18 protein-coding genes and 1 pseudogene are annotated in these 22,733 nt (G+C 70.0%); 8 read left to right on the top strand and 11 right to left on the bottom strand.

Annotation, left to right across the window (positions count from 1 at the left end; translation table 11 throughout):
• Nucleotides 1-239 precede the first annotated feature (239 nt).
• A complete protein-coding gene (locus tag ACIRPT_RS26385; protein WP_403831233.1) occupies nt 240-1,520 on the bottom strand; it encodes an MFS transporter in 1,281 nt (426 codons plus the stop codon).
• 100 nt (nt 1,521-1,620) lie between these two features.
• Between ACIRPT_RS26385 and ACIRPT_RS26380 the strand changes: the two genes are divergently transcribed.
• Nucleotides 1,621-2,571: a LysR substrate-binding domain-containing protein gene (locus tag ACIRPT_RS26380; RefSeq protein WP_403831231.1), complete on the top strand. Its 951-nt coding sequence runs from the start codon at nt 1,621-1,623 to the stop codon at nt 2,569-2,571.
• A 70-nt stretch (nt 2,572-2,641) separates the two neighbouring features.
• Nucleotides 2,642-2,833: a hypothetical protein gene (locus tag ACIRPT_RS26375; RefSeq protein WP_403831228.1), complete on the top strand. Its 192-nt coding sequence runs from the start codon at nt 2,642-2,644 to the stop codon at nt 2,831-2,833.
• 95 nt (nt 2,834-2,928) lie between these two features.
• Here the strand turns inward: ACIRPT_RS26375 and ACIRPT_RS26370 are convergent, their stop codons facing one another.
• Nucleotides 2,929-3,465 (bottom strand): hypothetical protein, encoded by a 537-nt coding sequence (locus ACIRPT_RS26370; RefSeq protein WP_403831226.1) that lies wholly within the window; start codon nt 3,463-3,465, stop codon nt 2,929-2,931.
• Nucleotides 3,466-3,744: 279 nt separating this feature from the next.
• Nucleotides 3,745-4,218, bottom strand: a complete 474-nt coding sequence (locus ACIRPT_RS26365) for a hypothetical protein (RefSeq protein WP_403831223.1) — start codon at nt 4,216-4,218, stop codon at nt 3,745-3,747.
• A 456-nt stretch (nt 4,219-4,674) separates the two neighbouring features.
• Between ACIRPT_RS26365 and ACIRPT_RS26360 the strand changes: the two genes are divergently transcribed.
• Nucleotides 4,675-5,916 carry a cytochrome P450 gene (locus ACIRPT_RS26360; protein ID WP_403831221.1) on the top strand — a complete coding sequence of 414 codons (1,242 nt, stop codon included), beginning with the start codon at nt 4,675-4,677 and terminating at the stop codon, nt 5,914-5,916.
• Nucleotides 5,917-6,108: 192 nt separating this feature from the next.
• Here the strand turns inward: ACIRPT_RS26360 and ACIRPT_RS26355 are convergent, their stop codons facing one another.
• The 4 genes from ACIRPT_RS26355 to ACIRPT_RS26340 all read right to left on the bottom strand — a co-directional run bounded on the left by ACIRPT_RS26355 (nt 6,109) and on the right by ACIRPT_RS26340 (nt 11,136).
• Nucleotides 6,109-6,954 carry an SDR family oxidoreductase gene (locus ACIRPT_RS26355; RefSeq protein WP_403831219.1) on the bottom strand — a complete coding sequence of 282 codons (846 nt, stop codon included), beginning with the start codon at nt 6,952-6,954 and terminating at the stop codon, nt 6,109-6,111.
• A gap of 1 nt (nt 6,955) precedes the next feature.
• A complete protein-coding gene (locus ACIRPT_RS26350; protein WP_403831217.1) occupies nt 6,956-9,172 on the bottom strand; it encodes an acetate--CoA ligase family protein in 2,217 nt (738 codons plus the stop codon).
• Nucleotides 9,159-10,325, bottom strand: coding sequence for an acyl-CoA dehydrogenase family protein (locus tag ACIRPT_RS26345; RefSeq protein WP_403831215.1), 1,167 nt, complete (start codon nt 10,323-10,325; stop codon nt 9,159-9,161). The genes ACIRPT_RS26350 and ACIRPT_RS26345 overlap by 14 nt, the downstream gene beginning before the upstream one ends.
• A 211-nt stretch (nt 10,326-10,536) precedes the next feature.
• Nucleotides 10,537-11,136, bottom strand: coding sequence for a TetR/AcrR family transcriptional regulator (locus ACIRPT_RS26340; protein ID WP_403831213.1), 600 nt, complete (start codon nt 11,134-11,136; stop codon nt 10,537-10,539).
• 250 nt (nt 11,137-11,386) lie between these two features.
• Here ACIRPT_RS26340 and ACIRPT_RS26335 point away from each other — a divergent pair, with 250 nt between their 5' ends.
• Nucleotides 11,387-12,139: a dienelactone hydrolase family protein gene (locus ACIRPT_RS26335; RefSeq protein ID WP_403831211.1), complete on the top strand. Its 753-nt coding sequence runs from the start codon at nt 11,387-11,389 to the stop codon at nt 12,137-12,139.
• 131 nt (nt 12,140-12,270) lie between these two features.
• Here the strand turns inward: ACIRPT_RS26335 and ACIRPT_RS26330 are convergent, their stop codons facing one another.
• Complete coding sequence (locus ACIRPT_RS26330) at nt 12,271-13,167, bottom strand: hypothetical protein (protein WP_403831209.1); 897 nt, start codon at nt 13,165-13,167, stop codon at nt 12,271-12,273.
• A gap of 531 nt (nt 13,168-13,698) precedes the next feature.
• On the opposite strand from ACIRPT_RS26330, the gene ACIRPT_RS26325 reads away from it, so the two are divergent.
• Nucleotides 13,699-14,358, top strand: coding sequence for a GNAT family N-acetyltransferase (locus tag ACIRPT_RS26325; RefSeq protein WP_403831206.1), 660 nt, complete (start codon nt 13,699-13,701; stop codon nt 14,356-14,358).
• Between the two features lie 288 nt (nt 14,359-14,646).
• Nucleotides 14,647-15,066, top strand: a pseudogene (locus tag ACIRPT_RS26320) (ankyrin repeat domain-containing protein); the annotation flags it as partial.
• 203 nt (nt 15,067-15,269) lie between these two features.
• Here ACIRPT_RS26320 and ACIRPT_RS26315 read toward each other — a convergent pair.
• Nucleotides 15,270-15,590 carry a hypothetical protein gene (locus ACIRPT_RS26315; protein ID WP_403831203.1) on the bottom strand — a complete coding sequence of 107 codons (321 nt, stop codon included), beginning with the start codon at nt 15,588-15,590 and terminating at the stop codon, nt 15,270-15,272.
• Between the two features lie 264 nt (nt 15,591-15,854).
• On the bottom strand, nt 15,855-16,748 hold the full coding sequence (locus ACIRPT_RS26310; protein ID WP_403831200.1) for a polysaccharide deacetylase family protein: 894 nt from the start codon (nt 16,746-16,748) through the stop codon (nt 15,855-15,857).
• A 218-nt stretch (nt 16,749-16,966) separates the two neighbouring features.
• Between ACIRPT_RS26310 and ACIRPT_RS26305 the strand changes: the two genes are divergently transcribed.
• Nucleotides 16,967-17,722: a hypothetical protein gene (locus ACIRPT_RS26305; RefSeq protein WP_403831198.1), complete on the top strand. Its 756-nt coding sequence runs from the start codon at nt 16,967-16,969 to the stop codon at nt 17,720-17,722.
• 250 nt (nt 17,723-17,972) lie between these two features.
• Here the strand turns inward: ACIRPT_RS26305 and ACIRPT_RS26300 are convergent, their stop codons facing one another.
• On the bottom strand, nt 17,973-21,371 hold the full coding sequence (locus ACIRPT_RS26300) for a DUF4132 domain-containing protein (RefSeq protein ID WP_403831195.1): 3,399 nt from the start codon (nt 21,369-21,371) through the stop codon (nt 17,973-17,975).
• A gap of 243 nt (nt 21,372-21,614) precedes the next feature.
• On the opposite strand from ACIRPT_RS26300, the gene ACIRPT_RS26295 reads away from it, so the two are divergent.
• Nucleotides 21,615-22,619: a YdcF family protein gene (locus ACIRPT_RS26295; RefSeq protein ID WP_403831192.1), complete on the top strand. Its 1,005-nt coding sequence runs from the start codon at nt 21,615-21,617 to the stop codon at nt 22,617-22,619.
• Nucleotides 22,620-22,733: the final 114 nt, after the last annotated feature.

Here is a 22,733-nt window from a genome sequence, read left to right as displayed (position 1 = left end):
GACCTTGACGAGACTCGTCCCGCACCTCGTGCTCTCGGCGCCGTGCCGGTCGACGTGCCGGGCGCGGTCCTGGTTGTCGAGGACACCCGGCCATGCCCGTCGGAGCACGCCGACGCTGGTGCTGCCTGGTGTGCACGGTGCGCTGCGGGTTCGGAGACCCAGGAGCGAGGGTGTGGCTCCGGGGTGCCTCCTGGTCCGTCCGCCGTGGCCGGCCGGTCCCGGCCGTGGCGGGTTCGGGGTCAGTGCGTATGCGCCTGGCGGGTGCCGCGGTAGGCGACGGCCATGAGCGTCACCACGGCCAGCACGGCGGCGCCGACGAGGATGGTGGGCGGTGAAAACACCCCGGTGCACAGGGTGATCACGTATGGGGCGAGGAATCCCAGGTATGCCAGCGTCCAGAAGTAGGAGGTCAACCGCGCCAGCCGGTGTGCCGGCGCAAGGGCGGCGATCTCTGTGAGGCCGTAGGCGACGCACAGGCCATAGCCCGCGCCGAGCACCATCGACGCGATCAGGGCGATTACGGGCTGGGCCTGCGCCGCGGCGAGCGCGGCGATCAGCAGCCCGAGGGCGACGGCGGCCAGTCCGCCGGCGCCGGTGGCTATCCGGTGCCGGGCGGCGAGCGAACGCGCGAAGGGCGCCACAACAATGCCGGCGCCTGGGGTGACAGCTGTGATCACACCGGCGTAAACGGTCTGCCAGCCCTTCAGGTCGGCGTCGACCAGGCCGGGCAGAGTGGCGAAGGCCACCGCCGGGGCGATGAATACCCACGGAGCCACGGGGGCGACCAGGCGGCGGAACTCGGCCGCCGAGGCGCGCTGCTCCCGCCGCGCACCAGGCTCGGGAGCCGCCGAGGCGTGGCCTGCGTGAACCGGTGAGGATTCGGGGGTGCGGGCGGCGCAGAGCGCCGCGATCGCGGAGAGGATCAGGTGTGGGATATACGCGGTGACCATGGGGTGCGGCGCCCACTGGGCGATGAGAGAGGCGGCCAGGCCGCCGGTCGCGAAGCCGGCGGACAGAAACAGGCCGGAGCGACGGGCCGCCGCCCCCGGGTTGGGGGCGGTGCCGTGCGGGGGCGAAGACAGCTCCTTGATCCAGGCGCTGCCCGCCGTCAGCAGGGCGCCGGCTCCGATCCCGGTCAAGAAGCGCCCGGGCCACAAGAAGGCGGAGGCGGCGGGGCCGGTCATCAGCAGAGCGGTGGCCAGGGCCGAGGTGCCCAGCGCGAGGAAGACGACGGGCCGACGGCCCCGCTGGTCGGCGAGCGGCCCGCCCAGCAGCAGGCCGGGAATGAGTCCCAGGACGTAAATGCCGAACAGGGCGGTCGTGCCGGCTGTGTTCAGGCCCAGCTCACTGCGGTAGGAACCCAGCAAGGCGGAGAATTGGTTGGCGCTCCAGCCGGAGGCCGTCATCACCCAGCCCGCCCTCAGCCAGTACCGGGGTGCGGGAGCGGGTGTGCCCGAGCCCGTCGGCGGGGTGGGGAGGGAAGCTGTAGGTGTAGCGGTCGGGGTGGCGTACTTGCTCATGCCGACCGTTGTACGGGCCGGGCGGTGGCCGGCGCTGCCCCCGTTCAGGAATCCTGAATGCCCTCGTGACCAGGCGCAGCGCGGTCGTATCGTGGTTCGTATGGATCTGCGGAAGCTGTCCTCCTTTCTGGCGGTGGTCGAGGAGGAACACTACGGGCGGGCGGCCACCCGGCTCTTTCTGTCGCCGGCCGCCGTCACCCTGCATGTACAGCAGCTGGAGCGGGAGTTCGGTACCCGACTGCTGGACCGCGGCAACGGCCCCGTGGTGCCGACCGTCGCCGGACGGAGGCTGGCCTCCCATGCCCGCGCCTTGCTCGCTGCTGCGAATGCGGCCGTCGAGGACGTGACCGAGGCCGCCCTCGCTCCGCCGGCGGCCGCCGCCCGCCCCCTGCGGGTGGGCATCATGGGTCACGGCTCGGCCGAGGTCACCCCGGCCGCCGTCAACGCCTTCCGTCGCGCTCGCCCCGAAGTACCGCTGGAACTCCTCCAGTTGAACTTCACCGAACACATCAGTGCGCTGGGCGAAGACCGCGTGGACGTGGCCTTCGTCCGGCCCGCCTTCGAAGCCGAGGGCGTCGAGGTGGACATCCTCACCTCGGAGCAAAGGATCGTGGCGGTACCGGCCCGTTCCCCCCTCGCGGACGCGGCCGTAACGGGTGTCCACGTGGCCGACGTCATCGACCTGCCCTACCTGCAGTTGCCCCCGCACACGCCTCGCGACTTCACCGACTACCTGTACTTCGAAACCGGCGAGCGCCGTGCACCCGATTACGCCCTCACCCCTCAGGACATCCTCACCAGCGTGGCGGCGGGCCGTGGCGCCGGCTCCGGCCTCAAATCCTTCGCCCGCTACTACCCCTGGCCCGGCACCCGATACGTACCGGTGCTGGATGCTCCTCGGGCGCACAGCGTCCTCGCCACCCGCACTACCGACACCAATCCCGAAGTGCGTATCTTCCGTGCCCTGACGGTGGCCCTGGCACGCGAGATGGGTACCACCGGTAACTGCCGCACCGGGAGCAGCGGACGCCGCGGCCATCCGTCTCGGTGAACCCCGCACCCTTCGTGCGGGAGATTCCGCCGTCCCTGGTGTGTCAGTGGCGTCGTGCATGATCGGACACATGACACATGGATCCTCCGAGGCCCTCCGTTCGCTCGCTCTGCAACACCTGCCCGCCGATGCGGCGGAGCGGTGGGTCGGCCTGCTGCGCCCTGGTGTGCGCCTCGACGCGGCCGCCGGGCCGGACGGGGCGGTGGGCCGGCTCGGCGATGTTCACCTGGCAGTGCGGCTGATGGCGGCCTCATCCGCCTGAGGTGCCTCGAAGTCGATCAACCTACGCTCCGCCCCGGACCGCCCAGCTGAAGCGGATCTGCCCCCTCCAGCAGCACACCCCGCTCGCCCTCGTGGTCAATCGCTGTCGGCGACGTGGTCCCTCAGAAAGGCGCCTGCATGGGCGGCAGCCTCTTCCTTCGTGGCGTGGCAGGTGGCGCTGTCGGATTCGGGGCCACACGTACCGTCGGCCCCCCGTCCGGTCCACCGCCATCCGCCCGCGGACGCATCCCGCGTCAATTCCGCGGTACCACCGAAGAGTTCGATGATGCTCGCCTCCCCTTCCGCAGGCGCCGACCTGTCCATGGCTTCGGGCCACTTCTTACGAGCGCCCTGCCGGGTGATACCCCATGCGCCACCCATCTGTTCGTAGCTCGCACCGTAGGAGCCGGCGGTCTTTGCCGCGATTGCCGTCAATCGCTTGACCTGCGCGTCCACCACCTTCCAGGTGCTGAGGACCGACAGACTCACCTCGACGGGGTCCGCATCCCACATGCGGTCCTCCGGAAGTCCGGTTGCTCGGGCACGCATGGCCGAGGCGAGTGGGTTGAGGGCGTCGCAGAGGGCCGCGTTGAGGGCTGACAGTTCCGCGTCGGTGATCTCAGGAGACGTCATGACGACAACTCTAGTTACCCTCCACGGGGATGACAACCAGAGTTACCGAAGCCATCACGCGAGCCCGCCCGCTACCGACATCAACGGGCGGCGCGCCGGAACCCGGTGTCCCGATAGCGCCACCAGTACAAAGCAGTGCGGTCATCGGGCCACGCGGCCAGCGGAACGGCTTGCGGCTCGAAGTGGTCGCGTTCGGGATCGACAGGGCGCCAACTCGACCGGCAGCGTCGCCCTCGCCTCCAACTAATCGCCCGGCGGCGACTTCATCGCTCTGCGCAATTACCGGACCGGTCCCCGCTCATCGACCAACACGGTGGGCTCTGACAAGAAAACGTCGGCGTTCACCGGGCCGTATGCAATGTTGAAAGTGTCCAGCCAGTACGACCAGTCCCGAATCCCCGACGCACTACTGAATCGGTAGTTGAGCTGCCACCGGACCCACTGCCCAGGGAGAATCCGCACAGCCGGGGGCCGTCGAGGCCGAGGCGGCAACGAGAACAGCGGCTTCACCCGGGGGAAAACGCGTAGCCGGCCGTCGGCTTCGCGGAGCTGGATGTCGGCCTTTCCCACCTCTTCCCGGCTGTCATACGGCTTGAAGCCATTCCGCTCATCCATGCGGATCACATGCGTGAAGGGGGCTACGGCGTGTGGCAGAGCGAAGCCGGACGGGACCGCATTTCTGCGCGCGGCGGCTTCCCCTCCCCGCGACTCCTTCGTCCAGGACGTCCGGATCCACTGGACGGTGATCTCCACGGTCTCTCCCCCACCCTCTCCCCGAGCGGCCAACCCACCCTACGGCGGCCGGGACCGCGCCACCTCGCCGGGCAGGTGACGCAAGCGGACCACCCTCCGCCTCGCCCTCCGCCTGCAAACTTCGCGGAACGGGCCACGGAACGATCAGCACTTACCTATAGTGTTCCCACGTTGATCAGAGAGTGTCCGGAAAGGGCAACGCCCGTCGGCCGGCCAGCCGTTCGTCATCTGGCACCGCACGCCGTCTCGCGACACCGCGCCGGCCACCCGGTACGGCCTCAGGAGGCGCGACGTGAGCAGCGCAGCGGGCCCCACCCCCATGTCCCCGCCAAGAGCCCGGTCATAGACCGCACCCGCCAAACCAATGGTGCCCCTCCCGTCCGCGACGGCCTGCCGCGTCCTCTGACCGAACTGCCTGAGCCCTTCACCCCGCCCCCCATCCCGGGAGACCAACCGATGGCCACCACCAACGCCGGCACCACCACTCACACCAGCCGCATCGCGCTCGACCCCTTCGTCGCCGATCTGGAGGCGGAGACCGCCCGGTTACGCGCCGATGGCCCCCTGGCCGCGGTGGAACTGCCCGGCGGCGTCCCGGTGTGGGCCGTCACCCACCATGCCGAGGCCCGCGCGCTGATGACCGACCGGCGGGTGGTGAAGGACATTTCGCTGTGGACCGCCTGGCAGCGCGGCGAAATCCCGGAGGACTGGCCGCTGATCGGGCTGGTGAATCCCGGCCGCTCGATGCTCACCGTGGACGGCGAGGAGCACCGCCGGCTGCGCTCCCTGGTCGCGCAGGCCCTCACCCCGCGCCGCGTCGACGAGATGCGGCCGCGCGTCACGGAACTCACCGAGGATCTGCTCGACGGCCTCACCGGCCGCGCGCCCGATGAGGTGGTGGACCTCAAGACGGAGTTCGCCTACCCCCTGCCGATGCGGGTCATCAGCGACTTGCTGGGCGTCGACCGCGCCGACCACCCCCGTCTGAAGGTCCTCTTCGACAAGTTCTTCTCCACCCAGACCCCGCCCGAAGAGGTCGGCGCCACCCTGACCGAGCTGCGCGAGATGAACCTCCGGATCATCGAGGCACGCCGTACGACACCCGCGGACGACCTCACCAGCGCCCTCGTCCACGCCAGCGAGAACGGCGACCGGCTGACCGATGACGAGATCCTCAACACCATCGGGGTGATGATCGCCGCCGGGCACGAGACCACGATCTCGCTGATCGTCAACGCGGTCGTCAATCTCTCCACCCACCCCGAGCAGCTCGCGCTCGTCCAGGCGGGAGAGGCGAGCTGGGAGGGGGTCATCGAGGAAACCCTGCGCTGGTCCTCACCCACCTCACACGTACTGATCCGGTTCGCCTCCGAGGACGTCCCCGTGGGCGACAGAGTCCTCGCCAAAGGCGAAGCGGTGATCATCTCGCACGCGGCAATCGGCCGCGACGAAGACGCGCACGGCCCCTCCGCCAACGTCTTCGACATCACCCGCTCCCCCAACCGCCACCTGGCCTTCGGCCACGGCCCGCACGTTTGCCCCGGCGCCGCGCTCTCCCGGATGGAGGCCTCCATAGCCCTGCCCGCCCTTTACGCCCGCTTCCCCCGGCTGAGCCTGGCGGTCCCCCGGTCCGAACTGCGCAACAAGCCGGTCGTGACGCAGAACGAACTGTTCGACTTGCCGGTGCTCCTGGGGTAGGGGTCGGGGGCGAGCGTCAGGGTCGGTCTCTCATCGGTCGGGCCGTGGATTGTTCCGCAGGCGGCTCACCGCCGGATCGAGACCGACCCGTACCGGATACCTGAACGGGCCCGCAGTGGAGGGCAGTTCGGCGTCGGAGAACCAAGGCGGAGAACCAAGGGGCTCGGTTACGGACTCGGCTACGGACTCGTCTCAGCCCTCTCTGCCGAGCGGTACGCCGTAGACCTGGCGGCCCAGCCACTGCCCGCCATCGGCAGTCAGCACCTCGCCGGTGATGTACGCGGAGCGGTCCTCGAGCAGGAACGCGGCGATGTCCGCGATCTCCTCCGGTGACGCGAACCGGCCGGCGGGAACGCTGTCGACCACCCGCCGATGGCTGTCACCGTCGGGCCAAAGGGCCTGCCCCGCCCCCTCGGTGGCGGTCGGGCCCGGCGCTATGCAGTTCAACCGCACCCCGCGCGAGGCCCACTCGGCCGCGAGCGTACGCGTCATCGCGAGGACGCCGGCCTTGGCCGCCGCGCTGTGAACGGTGCCCGGGTGGCCGGTCCAGGCGTACGAAGCGATCACCGAGAGCACGCTGCCGCTTCCCTGCTCGAGCATGACGTCGGCGGCGGCGCGGGTGCAGTAGAAAGTGCCGTTGAGGACGATGTCGATGACGGCTCGCCAGCCGTTGGCGCTCAGCTTCTCGGCGGGGGCGACGAAGTTGCCCGCGGCGTTGTTCACCAGCGCGTCGATACGTCCGTGGCGTCCGCGGATTTCGTCGACGACCCGGCGCACCTCGTCGGCATCGCGTACGTCGAGGGAGAAGGTGCCGGCCCGGCCACCCGCGCCGCGGATCAGCTCGGCGGTCTCCGCGAGCGGTTCGGGGCGGCGGCCGCACACGATGACGGTGCCGCCGCCCTTGGCGTAGCGCAGCGCCGTGGCGCGTCCGATGCCCGACCCGCCCCCGGTGATCATCGCGACCCTGCCCCGAAACGGGGCGATGGCAGTCCTGTCAGCCGTAGAAGTCATTGCCTTCATGTCAGTGGTGGCAGTCATGTCAGCTCTCCTCCTCAGTGGTCTCGGTGTGGTTTGCCGTGGGGGCGGCGGGTGCGGCCGCGCGCTCGATGAGGACGTCGACCGCGAGGACCCCGTCCGGTCCCGCCCGCAGCGGGTTGATCTCGGCGGAGACGACCGTTGGATCGCGGCCGGGCAGCGTGGACAGTGCGGCGACGGCCGCGGCGACGGCGTCCACATCGCACGGGGCGGCGCCGCGCCAGCCGTTCAGCAGCGGCCGGCAGGTCAGCCGGCGCAGCATGGCCCGAGCGCCGTCGATGGTCACGGGCGCGAGTTCGAGGGCGGTGTCCCGCCACAGTTCGGCCGACGTGCCGCCGGCGCCCACGAGCACGACCGGACCGAAGCCGGGGTCGTACCGCAACCCAACGATCAGCTCGACGGTGTCCGGGCGGGTGTCCATGCGTTCGATCACTACGGAGCGGGCGCCCAGCCGGGTGGCGAAGTCCTCGAAGGCGGCGGTGATGTCGGCGTCGGTCTCCAGGCCGAGCCGGACCCCGCCGACCTCGGTCTTGTGCGTATGCCCGACGACCTTCGCCACGGACGGGCCGTCCCAGGCCCGGGCGATCCGCACCGCTTCCCGGGCGCTTTCCGCCACCCCGGCCTCGGGGAACGCGATTCCCACCGCCCGCGCGACCTCGCGTGCCTGAAGGTAGGGGAGCTGGGGTCCCGGCGGGCCGGGCGGTGCGGTGGGGTGGCGGCCGGGTGGGCGCGGTGTGGCCGCCTGCCATTGGGCGCAGCCCGCCAGTGCCCGCAGGGTGCTGTCGATGTCGGCGTAGACGGGTACGCCCGCGGCGCGCAGCGTCTGGGTGGCGGGAGAGCCGCCGGCCATGGTGTGGACCAGTACGGGGAGGGTTGGCGCGACCCGGGCGAGGCGGGCGGCCACCTCCGCCTCGGCGGTCGCCAGTGTGGGGATGTCCTCGCCGTAACGGCCGAAGTAGCCCGTCAGCACCAGGGCGTCGTATGTGCCGGCGGCTGCCGCCCACTCGGCCACCGAGGCGTAGACCGTCAGATCCTGTTCTCCGGCGCCCGCGAGGTCGACGGGGTTGCGTGGCTCTACCGGAGCCGGAACCGGAGACTGTGGCGGGGTGGTGGGGGGTGTCGCGAGGTCCAGTCCCCGTTCCGTGGCGAGGTCGGCGGCGAGCGCCCCTTGGCCACCGGAGTCGGACACCACGAGAATCCGGCTGCCGCGTGGGCGGACGCCAAGGGCGAGGGCATGGGCCAGGTCCGCCGCATGCGCCGGTGTCGTGGCACGGACGGCGCCGACGCCGCGGCATACGGCTTCGAGGATATCGGTGCCGGAGGTGAGCGCACCGGTGTGCGACAGGGCGGCGGCGCTGCCGACGGGGCTGCTGCCGACGGTGAGGAGGACCAGGGGCTTACCGGCTTCGCGCAGCAGGTGTGCCGCGCGCAGAAACCGCTGGGGGTCGCGAATTCCTTCCACGTAGGCGATCACCGCTCGTGTCGCGTCGTGGCCGGCGAGGCTGTCGAGCAGGTCCTCGGTGCAGATGTCGGCCTGCGCCCCGGTCGAGGCGAATCGGGAGACGCCCGAGCCCAGCCGCGCGAGCAAGTACGCGATCTCCGTACCGATCTGGCCGCTCTGCGTCACCACACCCACCGGGCCGGCCGAGAAGTCGCCCCAGGCGAGCCGGAGTTGAGCCTGAGTGTCGACGATGCCGAGCGAGCTCGGCCCGAGCAACCGGACGCCCCGCTCGCGCGCCCGGTCGCCCAGGCGGTCGGCCAGACGAGGATTTCCGGTGAGCCTCCCGAGCCCGTCGCTGATCACGAGCACGGCACGGGCGCCCGCGGCGAGCGCATCGTCGAACGCCGCCTCCACGGCCGGCGCGGGTACGGCGATGACCACCAGCTCGGGTGCTTGCGGCAGTCCGCCGAGCGAGGGGAAAGCGGGCCGACCGCACACCCGTCCGCCGCGCCGGTTGACGAGGTGGACCGCACGGATTTCGCGGCCGAGAAGCGCGCCCCGCGCCAGCCAGTGCCCCCATTTGGCGGGGTCGTCGCTTGCCCCGACGACCGCCACGGAGGCGGGCCGCCACAGTGGCGTCAGAGCGGCATCGGCGCTCAACGGCCCGCCCAGCGGCACCGCTTCGGGATCGCGAACGGGCTCCGCGATTGCCCCCGGTACCGGCTCCGGGACGGGCTCCGGGACCGGCTCCGGCACGCGGGCCGCTTCAGACGTGGTCACGGAGGCTCCGCGAGATGATCATCCGCTGCATGTCCGAGGTGCCCTCTTCGATCTCCTCCAGCTTGGCGTCGCGCATCCACTTCTCGGCGAGGAATTCCCGGGAGTAGCCCCAGCCGCCCATCGTCTGCACCGCCGCCCACGTGGCGAACATCGCCGTCTCCGAGGCCGTCAGCTTCGCCATCGCCGATTCGCGGGTGGCGCGCCGGCCGCTGTCGATGCGTTTGGCGGCGCGCCAGGTCATCAGGCGCGCCGCCTCGACGCGGGTCTCCATGTCGGCCAGCCGGAAGGCGACGGCCTGATGGTCGATGATGGGCTTGCCGAACTGCCTGCGCTCGTTGGCGTACTGGATGGCGTACTCGGTGGCGGCGCGTGCGACCCCGGTGGCCGCGGCGGCCAGGATGGTCCGCGACCGGTCGAAGGTCTGCATCAGCCCGATGAAGCCCTGGCCTTCCTCACCGAGCCGGTCGCGGGCGTCCACCTCGACGTCATCGAGGGTGACTTCGGCATTGATCAGCGCGCGCTGGCCCATCTTCTTCCACGGCGCGGAGACGGTGAGTCCGGGAGTGTCGCGGTGCACGACGAAGGCGGTGATGCCCTTGGCGCGCAGCCGCGGGTCGACGGTGGCGAAGATGATGTAGTACTCGGACGCACCGGCGTTGGAAATCCATGCCTTGCGGCCGGTGAGGAGATAGCGGTCACCCTTGCGTACGGCGTGGGTGCGCAGCGCGGCGGCATCGGAGCCGACGTCGGGCTCGGTGACCGCGAGCGAGGTCATCGGCGGGGCTTCGCCGGCGAGCGGCCGCAGCAGGCGCTCCTTTTGCTCGTCGGTGCCGAGTTCGAGGACCGGGTGGGCGAAGAAGCCGTTGGCGGTCAGCAGGTTGCCCAGGCCCAGATCGCCGACGCACAGCTCTTCCTGCACGAGGCACTGGGTGAACATGTCGGTGGACCCGCCGCCCCCGTATTGCTCGGGAAGCATGAATGAGGTCAGCCCCACCCTGGCGGCCTCTCCCCAGATTTCCCAGGGGACTTCGGTGTCGGCTTCGTCGACCGCTCGCGCAGCGGGCCTGATCTTGTCCTTCGCGAAGTGCTGGCAGAGGTCGATGATCGCCAGCTGTTCGGGGCTGAGTTCCGTCAACTCGGTAGGAAGTGTCACTCGGCCAGCTCCTCGGGATCGCCCGGCTGTCGGTCGGCCGGATGCCGTCGGTCGGATGGCCGCGACAGTATTTATAACTGATCCATCAGTCAATAACCTGGACGGGTGGATCCGGCTCCGCGGAGCGACAGCCGAGGAGGGGCCTCGCAGCCGCTCGGCAACTATTGAGGAGCGACGCGGAAGGGTGGTTAGCCAGCGACTCAGGAACGGCTCAGGACGACGCGACCAGGCCGTCGATGAACGCCTGGCAGGTGGCGCGCATGCGGGTGAGCGTCATGGCGTGCGAGCCGACGAGGACCTGCAGGGCGAGCCCGTCGAGCAGGCCGGCCAGCATGTTGGCGGCGTCCACCGGGTCCGTGTCGCCGCCCATCCGCCCGGCCGCCTGGCATTCGCGCACGATGCCGGCGATGATCCGGCGCCATTCCCCGTACGCACGGTCGTTGAGGTCGCGCAGCTCCGTGTCGTGCAGGGCCGTGACCCACAGTTCGGCCCAGACGTGCCATGCCTCGACGGTCTCGTCGCCCTGTGGAAGGTACGCCTCCACGAGCGCCCGGAGCTTCTCCACGGGTTCCAGGCCGGACTCGAAGATCGCGGCGCGGCGCTCGAGCGAGTGCAGGAAGTTCCGCTCGAACGCCGCGCGGATCAGGTCCTGTTTGGTGTCGAAGTAGTAGTGGACGATGCCGGGGGAGAGCCCGGCCTCCTTGGCCACGTCCGCGACCCGGAACGCCACGATCCCCGTACGGGCGATGACCTTGCAGGTGGCCGCCAGAATCTGGGCGCGGCGTTCGGCTTCGACGCTCGGTCTCGGCATGCTGGCAGCCCTTCTTGGGACGGGCCCGGCAGCATAGCAAGATTGACTGGTGCGCCAGTCAGCTCAGCGCTCACGCGACTCCGGACAGCGGGGCCGTCGGCGTCCACGGCGGCACCGGACGGAGGGCGCCCGACAGCCGGGGCGTCGCCCTCCGGGCGTTCGGGCCCGCCATCGCCGGCATATGGCGGGTCATCAGGTATGGCCATGGCTAGAATCCCGGCCAGTATTGGGATGATTAGCAGGGGGAACGATGAGTGACGGTGCTTCGGCTCGCTGGATAGATCTCACCGAGGGTGACGGACCCGAGGGCTGGCTGGTCCTGCCGAAGGAGCGGGAACCACGCGGGTCGGTCGTGGTGGCTGGAGAGTTCTTCGGGGTGACCCCACATCTGAAGGCGGTCTGCGAGCGCCTGGCCGGCGAGGGGTACGCGGTCCTCGCGCCGGATCTGTACTGGCGGGGTGTCCGCCGGGCCGGCTTCGGCTACGACGAGGACGGCCGGACCGAGGGGCGGCGGCTGATGACGGCGCTGCGCCCCGAGGAGGTCGTCGCGGATCTCCGGGCCGCGCAGGCGGTGGCGCGCCGGTACGGCGGGGAGGGCGGCAGCGCCATGCTCGGGTTCAGCCTGGGCGGGCATGTCGCGATGCTCGGGGCGTCGGAACTGCGGTTCGACCTGGTCGTCAGCTGGTACGGCGGGTGGTTGCTGGACGGCGGCATCCCGTTGGCCGAGCCGGTCGCCCCGGTGGGCCGGGCGGCGGAGATCGCCGCGAACACCGGCTTTGTGCTGGCGTTTTTCGGTGCGGACGACTTCGTGATGCCGCTGGACGAGTGGCACCGGGTCGGTGAGCGCCTGCGGGACGCGGAGGTCGCCCATGAGCAGGTGACGTACGAGGGCGTCGGGCATGGCTTCTTCAACGACGAGCGCTCGGAGACGTACGACGACAAGGCCGCCGCCGACTCCTGGCAGCGGGCGCTGGAGGCGTTGACGCGGCACGTCCGCCGCTGACTCCGGGGCACCAACGGGTCGGCCCGTCCCTCGCGCAGGCGCGGTGGGCGGGCCGACGTCGTACCGACGACCGTGGTGGCTTGCGTCGGCGGCTACCACTCGCGCCGCCGACGCGGACCACACGAGGTGGGTCACTCCCCCAAGTTGGGCAGCCGCCATCCGAAGGGGGCGAGGTCCTTCTCCCATCCGGGCAGCTCGGCAAGTGCATCGGAGGCCTCGGGCGCCCGCAGGAGACAGCGGTGGCGCAGGAGTTCGCTTCGCTCCCCCGGCGTCAACAGCGTCGCCTCTTCGCCGAATTCCCCCGGCCCTGACCTTGGCGTCTCTCCGGCGACATTGAGGTGCACGGCGGTTGAGGTGCGGTAATCGAGGCGAAAGTCGGTGGCCCACTGCGAGTTGTGTCCCCAGCCATGGGATTCATCGACCGTGGGCCGGTAGCGGCGCCGGAAGGTCCAGTACAGCGGAAAGCGGTCGGCGACGCCGCGCTGCGCGTGATTTCTTCCGGCGCGGACGCGGACTCCGGCCCGGCTGAAAAGCAGATCGCCGAGCATCAGCCCAGGCCATACGACCTGGGTGATCTTGATCGGGGTCTCCGGTTCGTCGGCTTGCTCGACCTCGACGATCTCATGGAGAAACGGGTCGAAGTCGGCGTCGTCGAACGGTGCCATTCCCAGCGCGCCGAACAATTCGAGATATTCGGACAGGGAGACACCCGGCCATTGGCCCGGCGGTCGGTGGCGGTCGGCACTCGGCCACTCGGACGGAGTGTCAGCGGCGGGTTGAAATCCCAGGAGCAGTACGTCGCTTACGCGGCTCAGGGCGTAGAGCTCTCGGGTGAGGGACGGGCTCGCCTGAGGGCTTGTGTCCCCGGCCCACCAAGGCTCGTGAACGGCGGCCCGCGCGAGCGAGGCACGGTAGTCACCCGCCGCTTTCTCCAGCCACGGCACGACGACCGTCCCGTGGGTTCCCGGGCCGTCGTGCTCATGCAGTGCGTGGAAGAGTCCCCGCGCGTCTGTTCCGTCTTCGTGCATGAGTGGAGCGTAGATGCGCGGCTCGTACCCGCAGCGGGCGGCTTCTCGATTCCTCCGGCGCGACGGGAGCTCGGACGCAACGCGAGCTCGAACGCGACACAAACGCGGAGGGGACTTTCGATCAGGAGAATCAGGATCAGAAGCAGCGCATACAGATAATGCGGTGCACGCAAACAAAACAGTCCCCGGGAGTCCGCGTCGTCGCCATCTACCTCAGTCGTCGCTGAGTCTCCGGCACGCGGGGCTTCCGGGGGCCTAGCCAGGGCCACGTCAAGGGTCTCCTGCCAACAGACGTCTCTGCTGACGGTGCGGCTCTCCGGTTTTCTGGTGTATTCACCAGTTTCCTCCCAGTTCGTCCAGAGTCAAGAGGGAAGGGGAAATGGGTTGCACGGAGGGTTCGGGAATGGGCCGATCAAGGGCCTGAGCGACGGATCTTCGTGTCGGCGTCCGGGTTGGGGCGTTCGCGATCACTGGCATTCGCACCCGCCACCGTCCCAGCGGTGATCTTGTTCAGGGCCCGATCGTCCATGGGTGGCAGCGGTGCGCATCTGCGGCGATACGCACGGTGGACTCTCCCGGCGGCCTCGCCCGCATATCCGCTTGCCGTCGCCTCATCTGCAAGGCAGTGTCTGGGCGATGACTGAACTGTGGGTCCTGGGCCCGGACAACTGGAGCGCATGGCGCGCACTGCGGCTGACCGCGCTCGCCGAAGCGCCGTATGCGTTCGGCTCCACCTTGGCGGAGTGGCAGGGGGACGGCGATCGCGAGGAACGCTGGCGGGCCCGCCTGGGGATGCGCGGCTCGCACAATGTCATCGCGGTCCTCGAGGGCCGGCCGGTCGGCATGGCCAGTGGGGTTCCGGCCGAGGAACCGGACACCGCGGAGCTGATCTCCATGTGGGTCGGCCCCCGAGCACGGGGGCGGGGAGTGGGAGACCGCTTGATCGGAGAGATTGAGCGGTGGGCACACCAGAGGCACGCCAGGAAACTGATGCTGTCGGTGATGCCGGACAACCCTGCGGCACTCGCGCTCTATGAACGCCACGGATTCACGGCCACGGACAAGCTGGGGGATTTGCTGCCCGACGGCGAGCGCAGGGAATTGGTCCTGGCGAAAACCCTTGCGTATGACGCCGATTCCCTGACCAGTCGTCAGGCAAGTCGTCAGGCAAGGCCATCGCCGACCGCGTGATCCCGTGATGCGTGAGCTCTACCGCGCCGTTCGAGGCGAGGCGAGGCGCCCAAGAGTACGGCGGGCCCCGGACGCCGGTGACCGAGGTCTGGCAGGAGGCCGTTCGGTTCTGCAACCTGCTCTCGCGGGCGACGGGGCTCGAACCCTGCTGCTCGATGGGCGGTGACGTCGACGGGCAGGACGCCGTCTGTGACGGGGAGACCGACGGCTATCGCCTGCTGGTCACCGTCATCAGCGAGGGGATAATGGCTGGCCGCGCCGCGCACCCGGTCGCTAGCCTCGGCCCTCATGAACCAGCGGAAGCGGAAGAAACTCTCCCGGCGCCTGTGCACAGCGGTCCTCCTGCGCGACCGCACCCTCGTGAAGGCGCTGCTGCGTGCCGGGGCCGACCCGGAGCGGGCGAATAGCGAGGGCACCACCCCTCTCTATCAGGCATCCGTGAATGGCGAAGCCGAGATCGCCCGCCTGCTCCTGGCGGCCGGAGCCTCCCCGGACGCCGAGAGCAGCGGGCTCGGCGCGGAAGGCACGCCGTTGTGCGCAGCCGCATGCTGGGGGCATGCGGAAGCGGTGCGCGAACTGTTGGCGCATGGCGCCGATCCGAACCTTCATGAAGATCACGGCACGGGCCTGTCCCCCTTGGACTGGGCACACCACGGCCCTCATCCCGAAACCATCGCTCTCCTCGTCGCAGCGGGAGCAATCCCCCGCACCGGTGCACACCTCGGACCTGAAGACGGAAACTCGGACCGCCGACGGTCTTCCGCATCCGGCGGTGCCCTATGGCGCGATGGACAAGCTGGTTAGACGCTACCTAGGGCCAACCCCACGACCCGAGCATCGCCACCGTTAGGGCCTGTCCCATGGATCAGGCCCTAACACTGGGCCCTCACAGTCGAGCCTCTAACACTCCCCTAACACTTGGGTACCCGGCTCGGGGACACCTCGCCGCCGTCGCTCATGATCGACGTGCTCTCGTCGATATAGCCGGACCCGCCGTCGTAGGAGATCTTGTACGTCGCGCCGTAGCCGAATCCGGTCGCGTCCACTTCGCCCGGTGTGTAGCACTCGACCGTTACCGGCGTCAGCGTGGTCAGCTTGTCGACCGGCTGCTGGCCCCGGGGATCGGCCGCCGGCCAGACCGTGACCGTGTCGTAGTTTCCGATCTTTCCATCGATACCGCCGCACCCTGCCAGCACGACCGTCGCCAGCCCGGCCGCCACAACCGACGCCATCACCCTCTGCTTGCTGTGCACTCGCGCCGCCCCCGTTTCCTTCCGCCCGAACGGAATCCGTTGCGTTCCGCTGCGTCCCGTTGCGCAAGGCAACTGTGGGCCGACGCCTTGCCCGTGACAAGACGGCGTCCTGGCGTTCACGGAACGGCCGAGGTCGGGGCGGGTGGGGAGGCGGGTCGGCGACGAGCGATGTCATGGCCCCGGCATCCTGAGGCTGTCGCCCTCCGTCGCCCTGAGCGCTCCTACGCAGTGCTAGTCCTCTGCTCAGTTGTCTCGCTGCGTTGGGCGAGTCCGGTCCGGGGCGGCGGTCTTCGCGTAGTGCTCGGCAATCTCGTCGCTGGTCGTCAGCCAGACGCCGGGATGGTTCGCGATGTACTCGAGCGCCTGGTCCAGGTACTTGTGCCGGAACGGCTGGTTGATGACGAACGGGTGGAGTACCAGCGACATCACCCGCCCGCTCTCCGCCGAGTCCGCGTAGAGCTGGTCCAGCTGATCCTTGACGATCTGGACGAAGTCCGGTCCGCTCAGGCTCTTGCCGACGAACAGGCTGATGTCGTTGACCTCGATGGAATACGGCACACTCAGCATCCCGGGCACGTTCAGCCGGTAGGGCTGGTCGTCGTTGGACCAGTCCATCACGTAGTGCAGGCCGAGTTCGGCGAGCAGCTCCGGCGTTCGGAAGGTCTCGGTGAGCGCCGGTCCCAGCCAGCCGCGCGGCCGACGGCCGGTGGCCCTCTCGATCGTGCCGATCACCTCGGCCAGGTAGGCGCGTTCCTCCTCGGGAGTCATATCGGCCTGGAAGATGGAATTGTTCTTGCCGTGGGCGGCCCACGCCCAGTTACGGTCCCGGCCGGCCTGGATGATCTGCGGGTAGCGCTCGGCGACGTCGGAGTTGAGCATCACGCTCGCGCGTATCCGGTGCCGGTCGAGGCTCTCGATCAGCCGCCAGATGCCCACCCGGGGACCGTAGTCGCGCCAGCCGTAGTTCAAGGGGTCGGGCGCCAGAGCGGCGGTGCCCGGAAAGATGCTCGTCGAGGGTCGGTCGACTTGGTAGTGCTCGACGTTCAGCCCCACGTAGAAGGCGACCCGAGCGCCTTCCGGCCAGTGCACGGGCTCGCGCTCGACGATCGGGCTGTAGTCGAAGAGTTGGTTGACCATCAAAGCTCACCTCGGGTCTGCTGAATGCTGCCGGCTGTGCTTGCTTGATGGAGATACTCAAACCCTCACATCGATGTGAAGGTCAAATCGGCGCCCCATGACCCAGGTCACGCGCAGGTCGCGAAGCCCGACGGCCCGGGCTCCGGCCGGAATACGGGCCCGGTAAGGTGGCAACCTTCGGGCGCCAACTTCCCGGAGTCCTTGAAGGCGAACGCGCTATGAACCTCGACCCGCACCCGGCACGCACTCGCCTCGACACGGCCCTGAGCGCCCTGGCGGCCACCTTTGACGGGATGACCGCCCATCCCGACGAGCACAACTGCATCTGCCACTGGGGCAGCGCGGAAGACCTGGCACAGCTCAAGGTGCCCGGTACGGAACTGGACCCCGACCTCCTGCAGCGCACCTGGCAGGCCCCCGACTGGAGTGACCACGCCTCCGTGCTGCGCCGGATCCTGCCCCAGTTCGCCACGGCCCTCGTCAGCGGCCACGTCGAACCGCCCTTCGGTATGCAGGAGGCCGGGCGTGCGTTCGCTCGAGGCCGGTGGCAGCGGTGGCCCGCCGAGCAGGCCGCGGCGGTCGAGGAATTCCTCCACGCCTGGTGGGCCCATACGCTCGCCGACCCGGCGCCCGCCGTACCCGCGTACGAGGTCCTTGCCCTGAGCGCCGAGGCCTCGACGGCGCTGAGCCCCTGGCTGAGCGCCTGGGAAGCGCAGACCGGCCCCACGGCCGACGGTCACCTGGCCGCGGCGGCGGAGCACTGGGAGTCGTACCTGCTCGGCGACCGGCTCCCCTGGGACACCTGGGACGACGAGGAGGAGCTGCGCGCCGAGCTGACCGCCTGGCTGATCCGCCATGCCTCTGACCGACTCCGCGCTCACGGCGTATCCGGGGAACTGCTGCACCGGATACGGCTGCTCGGCCTCTCCGGCCCCGACCGCTGGGAGGACCCGCACTGGCCCGGCCACCGGTGATGATCCGGCGCACCGGGCGGGCGGCCCCCGTTCCCGTCCACGGATCGGGTGAGGTGGAGCGGGTCGGGCGGGGCAGGTCCGGGGCGAGTCGGGTCGGGCGGCGTGCCCCCCGACGGACAGACGGCAGGTAGATGCGAAGTGCCTCCCTCGCCGCCCCCGGAGGCCGTCGCCGCCCGTGGGAGGAGTGGTGCCCTCTCCCCCGGCCGACATCAATCCCGTCCGGGCCGGCCACACACATCCCTCACTCCGCTCAGCCCGTCAACTCGACCAGGTCTACGAGTACTTCGGACGCGATGACGGGATCGAGTTCGCCGAAGGGCAGCTCGCGGGGCTCCCGGCGCCGGCCCGGCTCGGTGCCGTCGTGGAGCCGGACCCGGTCGATCCGCTGTTCCGGCCAGTACTCGGGGTGACCGACCACGATGCCCGGGTCGAGGCCGATCACGACGGTGCGGTTTCCGGGCAGGAGCCGGGAGATCCAGGATTGGATGCCGTTGTCCTCTGCGGTGCCGCGTTCCCAGCCGCGTCGTTCCATGCCGAGCAGCTTGCCGACCGGCACGGTGGTGTCGGCGAAGCGCCGCAGTTCCCGTGAGGTGCGTTCGTCGTCGGTGAGCGTGTGGGTCGGGCGGCGCAGCTGGTCGAACGGCTGGAGGATCTCGTAGTCGGCGAACACCTCCGTCCAGGTGTCGAGGGTGCCGGTCAGGTGCAGGGGGTGGGCGATGCCGACGCGGGCCGGGTCGTCGAGGGTGAGGGTGTCGTCGTGGGCGTCGGCGAGGGTGCGGTCCTCGGCCAGGCGGAAGGAGCGGCCGTCGTCGCTGACCCAGACCAGGCGGCGGGCTATGTGCCACAGCAGGGGATGTCCGACGATCAGGTCCCGGAACTCGGTCGTGCTCCAGCGGCGTTGGGTGATCATGGCCCGCTCCAGGCGGCGGATCTGCTCGTCGGCCACGGCCCGCAGGTCCTTCTTCAGCGTGGCGAAGCGTTTGTGGGCGGTCGGGGCCAGGTCCTGGTCGTCGCGTACGCCGGGCTTGGGCAGGGTCTTGAGGCGCTTGCCGGCCTCGTCGGCCACATACGGTTTGAGGTGCTCGTCGAAGCCGACAGTGAAGCGGCGGCGGCCGTAGTCGAGGGTCGTGCTGCCGGCCTCGCCGAGGTCGAGGTCGGGGACGAGCCGGTCGGCCAACTCCTCTGCGGTCAGGCCGAGTTCGTGCGCCAGCTCGGTCATCTTCTCGCCCGCCTTCTTCTTGATGCCCTGGTACTTCGACTTCTGGGCGATCCCGTTCAGATGGGTCAGGGCGACATCCGTCCCGATGGTGGCGAGCACGTCCAGCCCGGCGACCGAGGTGGTGTGGCCGCCGTCTCCGGGCCAGGAGCGGATGAGGGGGGTGAGCCTGCGTACCGTCTCGTCGTCGCCGAGCCGGCCGAGGGCGGTGAGCGTCCAGTCGTCCGCTGTCACTCGTGATGCGTAAGAGGTCTCCTGCTGGAAGAGCTCCCAGCCGAATGCGGCCAGCGATTCGGGATCGCAGAGCTCCTTGACCACCTCGATGCCCGCGTAGGGCTCACCGGGCTTGGATATCGCCAGCATGGTGATGAGGTGGCGGGCGACGGCCGCGGGCAGGGCCTGCCGGCGGTCGCGCAGCAGGATCCGCGGCAGCAGATGGACATCGAGCAGGTGGAAGTCGTCGGGGATGTGGGCCGGTACCGCGTCCAGGGGATCGCGGGCCAGGAACGCGTCCATGCCGGCAGCAGCCTTGTCGCCGTGCCCGCGGGCGGCGTTGCGGACGGATTCCGGATCGCCCTGGGAGGCGATGAGCCGAAGCCCCGCCTCGGCCCGGCTTCGGGCCTTGCCGGCCTTGCCGAGCGCCGCGGGGACCAGGGCGCGGGCGGCGGAATCGGCATGGCGACGGAACCAGGTGTGCACCACCGGACGTACCTTCTTGCGCGTCACCAGCCAGTCGGCCATCTGCATCGCCACCTCGACTCCGGTGAACGGCAGCAAGAAAGGCGCGAGGGCCACCGAATCGCAGGTGACGAGCGCCAGCACCGCGGGCAGCGCGTCGGCACCGAACCGGGCCACGAGCGGCTTCATCCACCTTCCTTCCCACAACGGCTCCGGCTTCCAGGCCGACAGGAGGGGACGTACCAGGTCTTCGGGCCCGTCCAGGAAGAGGCCCGGCTGCTCGAAGATCCGCAGCTTCCCGTTCCGGAAGTCGGCGACGGCCTGCTGCCAGTCCGTGCCGTCATCCCACCCCCGGTAGGAAGCCTGTGTCTCGGCCCATTCCTGGTGCTCGCCCGCGGCCCAGACGAGGGCCGGCTCGGCGGGCGCCACCAGGTCCTTGATGACGACCGCCTTCGCTTTCGGGCGCGGCCGCGTCCACGGCGGCTCGGCCAGCAACCGCGGCAGCGCTTCGACCGGCGCATCGTCGATCCAACCGGTCCCCCGCGCGGCCCGCCCCTCCGGCGTCGCCTGCGGCGCCTGGGTCACCAGCTCGATCCCGGCCCGCGCCGCGGCGGAGAGCCTGGGGGACATGGCCGCGGTGAGTTCCGCGTTGGCCGTCACATGCCGGCGCAGCAGCGCGCCTGCGTACGCGGAGATCTCCGGGGCAGCGTCCGAGGCCGCGGCGGCCAGGAGCCTCAGCGCGCGAACGGGGTAGCGCCCCATCGCTTCGATCACGGCGGCGTGGGCGAACGGCCGGTCGAGGCGCGCCAGCACGAGCGCGAAGGCCTCATCGGTGGGCAGCGAAGCGAGCGCGGCGTAAATGTCCTTGCTGATCCCCCTGTCGCGAACCGCCCCGTCGAGAAGCTCCGCCACCACCGGAGCGATGCCCGGCCCGATGCCCGCCATCGCGGTGTAGAGGGTGTCCAGCGCGCAGAGATGCCACCATCGCTCGTCCTGGGCACGGAACAGACTCAGCTGCTCCATCGAACTCAGCGAGCCCAGCACGGTCGCGGGATAGCCGTCCTGCCGCGCGGGCGAGGCGGCGGCACACACCTCGTCCACCCACTGTGCCTGGGTCGGAACGAGATAGCCGGTGACGGCTCGCTGGAACTGATCGCGGCGGCGGTGCGCCAGGGCGTCGATGGCCTCTTGGTAGGTCCGCTCGTCGGCCGCGGCGAGCAGAGCACGGATCCGCTCGGCGATCCGGTCGCCCGCGACCCAGCCGTCCCACCGCCGGTCGTCGTCGCATCGGTAGCGAACGACGCACGCCTTGCCCTCCTCCGCTTCCCCTGCCTCCACCTCGACGAAGAGGCCGGCGAGTTCGGCGGTCGCGGCGGCCGCGAACACGAGGCCGTGTTCCGCGACCCACGCGTCGGCGAACGTCCAGAGCCGTTCCCACTCCCCCGACGGCAGGTCCACCGTGACGAGGGCCGTGACCACCGCCGCGCCGAGCGGGCTCGCCTCACCGCGCAGCTGCGCCTGCGCCGCTTCGAGCAGTTCCGGGAGCCCGGCGGCCGTCTCCATCCGGCGCAGCCGCTCCTTCACCTGTCTCCGCACCGCGTCGACCGCGCCGCTGTCGATCCCGCTGACCGGTGCGCCGGGTCCGCCGCGCCACGGGTGGATATGGGGCAGCCATGCCTCGGGAACGGTGAAGGTGTTCTCGTCGGGGAGCTGGGCCTCCGTCGTCGACGGGTGCGGGATGTGCCGGGTGTCCAACGCCTTGCCTCCTGCTCGTGTGCGTGTACGACACGGTAGGCGGAGGGTCTGACATCAATGGGCTTCGGCGGACGATGGGTTGGTCGCCGAGCGGAAGTCGCCGCGCGATCGAGCCCGTCAAGGACGGCACACAGCAAGGCGGCCGGGCGAATGCCCCCTGCCCCCTGCCCCCTGCCCCCTGCCCCCTGCCCCCTGCCGCCGAGAGCGGACTCCGGCCACGGCGAATTTGCCTAACATATAGGCATGTTGGCCTTCGCCCCTGCGGTGTTCTTCTCCCTTCTCTTCGGCGTCGGTGTGCTGCGCGACCGCCGCCGCTTCGGCAACGCCGTCCTTCTGGGGCTCGCCGTCACGTTCGCGCTGCTCGCGCTGGTCGGCAGGCTCGGGCGGGCCGATTCGCTCGTTGGGAAGCTAGCGATCGCGGCGCTGCTGGTGCTGCCGGCGCTGGGGACCGTCGTACTCGCCTGCTTCTTGATCTCCAACGGCGTGAAAATGGTGCGCAAGGAAGGCAGACGCCCCGCCAACCTGCTGTCGCTGCTCGCCGGGCTCGGCATTCTCGCCCTCATCGCCCTGCTGATCGCGGCGCTCACCCTGCGCTCGCGCACACTGCTCGTGGTCGGCGTCACCGCCACCGGGCTGGTCGGCTATGTCTCGTTCCTCTTCCTGTGCTTCGTGGGTTACGCCTTTCTCTACGGGCGGCTGCGGGTCCGCCGGGACGCCGACTACGTGGTCGTACTGGGTTCCGGGCTCATCGGCGGCTCCAAGGTGCCACCGCTGCTGGCCAGTCGGCTGGAGCGCGGGCGCGCGGTGTACGAACGGCTCGCCGCCCGCGGCAATACGCCCGTGCTGCTGACCTCCGGTGGGCAGGGACCGGACGAGAAGCTTCCGGAGTCCCACGCGATGGCCGACTACCTCATCGAGCGCGGCTTTCCGGCGGACCGGATCGAGCGGGAGGACCGCTCCCGTACCACCGAGGAGAACCTGCGCCACAGCAGGGCGATCATGGAGAGCGCGAAGCCGGACTACCGCTGCGTCGTCGTCACCAACAACTACCACGCGTTTCGTGCGGCATTGATGGCGCGGAAGGCCGGCGTCAACGGTCAGGTCGTCGGCTCCCCCACTGCCGCCTACTTCTGGCCCAGCGCGACGATCCGCGAGTTCGCGGCGGTGTTCCTCGCGCACAAGGTGGTCAATCTCGGCATCTGTCTGCTGCTGGTGCTGGGGGGCGTACTCATTTGGTGGAACCGCTGACGATCCCATGAGGCCGGTGGTGAGACGCGGGGCGACATCCGGTCGGGGTTTGTCGCGGTTCGTACCGAACATGCGGCAATGTCGCCGATACCCTACGCCGTGATGACGGTTGCG

It is taken from the genome of Streptomyces sp. NPDC101227, from assembly GCF_044767545.1.
Taxonomy (GTDB): domain Bacteria; phylum Actinomycetota; class Actinomycetes; order Streptomycetales; family Streptomycetaceae; genus Streptomyces.
The sequence above is the reverse complement of the archived record's forward strand: the minus strand, read 5'-3'. Positions and strand labels throughout refer to the sequence as shown.

Excerpts from the sequence above, each read along its gene's own strand:
- ACIRPT_RS26385 (WP_403831233.1), bottom strand. The coding sequence starts at position 1,520 with ATGAGCAAGTACGCCACCCCGACCGCTACACCTACAGCTTCCCTCCCC.
- ACIRPT_RS26380 (WP_403831231.1), top strand. The coding sequence starts at position 1,621 with ATGGATCTGCGGAAGCTGTCCTCCTTTCTGGCGGTGGTCGAGGAGGAA.
- ACIRPT_RS26375 (WP_403831228.1), top strand. The coding sequence starts at position 2,642 with ATGACACATGGATCCTCCGAGGCCCTCCGTTCGCTCGCTCTGCAACAC.
- ACIRPT_RS26370 (WP_403831226.1), bottom strand. The coding sequence starts at position 3,465 with ATGACGTCTCCTGAGATCACCGACGCGGAACTGTCAGCCCTCAACGCG.
- ACIRPT_RS26360 (WP_403831221.1), top strand. The coding sequence starts at position 4,675 with ATGGCCACCACCAACGCCGGCACCACCACTCACACCAGCCGCATCGCG.
- ACIRPT_RS26355 (WP_403831219.1), bottom strand. The coding sequence starts at position 6,954 with ATGACTGCCACCACTGACATGAAGGCAATGACTTCTACGGCTGACAGG.
- ACIRPT_RS26340 (WP_403831213.1), bottom strand. The coding sequence starts at position 11,136 with ATGCCGAGACCGAGCGTCGAAGCCGAACGCCGCGCCCAGATTCTGGCG.
- ACIRPT_RS26335 (WP_403831211.1), top strand. The coding sequence starts at position 11,387 with ATGAGTGACGGTGCTTCGGCTCGCTGGATAGATCTCACCGAGGGTGAC.
- ACIRPT_RS26330 (WP_403831209.1), bottom strand. The coding sequence starts at position 13,167 with ATGCACGAAGACGGAACAGACGCGCGGGGACTCTTCCACGCACTGCAT.
- ACIRPT_RS26315 (WP_403831203.1), bottom strand. The coding sequence starts at position 15,590 with ATGGCGTCGGTTGTGGCGGCCGGGCTGGCGACGGTCGTGCTGGCAGGG.
- ACIRPT_RS26310 (WP_403831200.1), bottom strand. The coding sequence starts at position 16,748 with ATGGTCAACCAACTCTTCGACTACAGCCCGATCGTCGAGCGCGAGCCC.
- ACIRPT_RS26305 (WP_403831198.1), top strand. The coding sequence starts at position 16,967 with ATGAACCTCGACCCGCACCCGGCACGCACTCGCCTCGACACGGCCCTG.
- ACIRPT_RS26295 (WP_403831192.1), top strand. The coding sequence starts at position 21,615 with ATGTTGGCCTTCGCCCCTGCGGTGTTCTTCTCCCTTCTCTTCGGCGTC.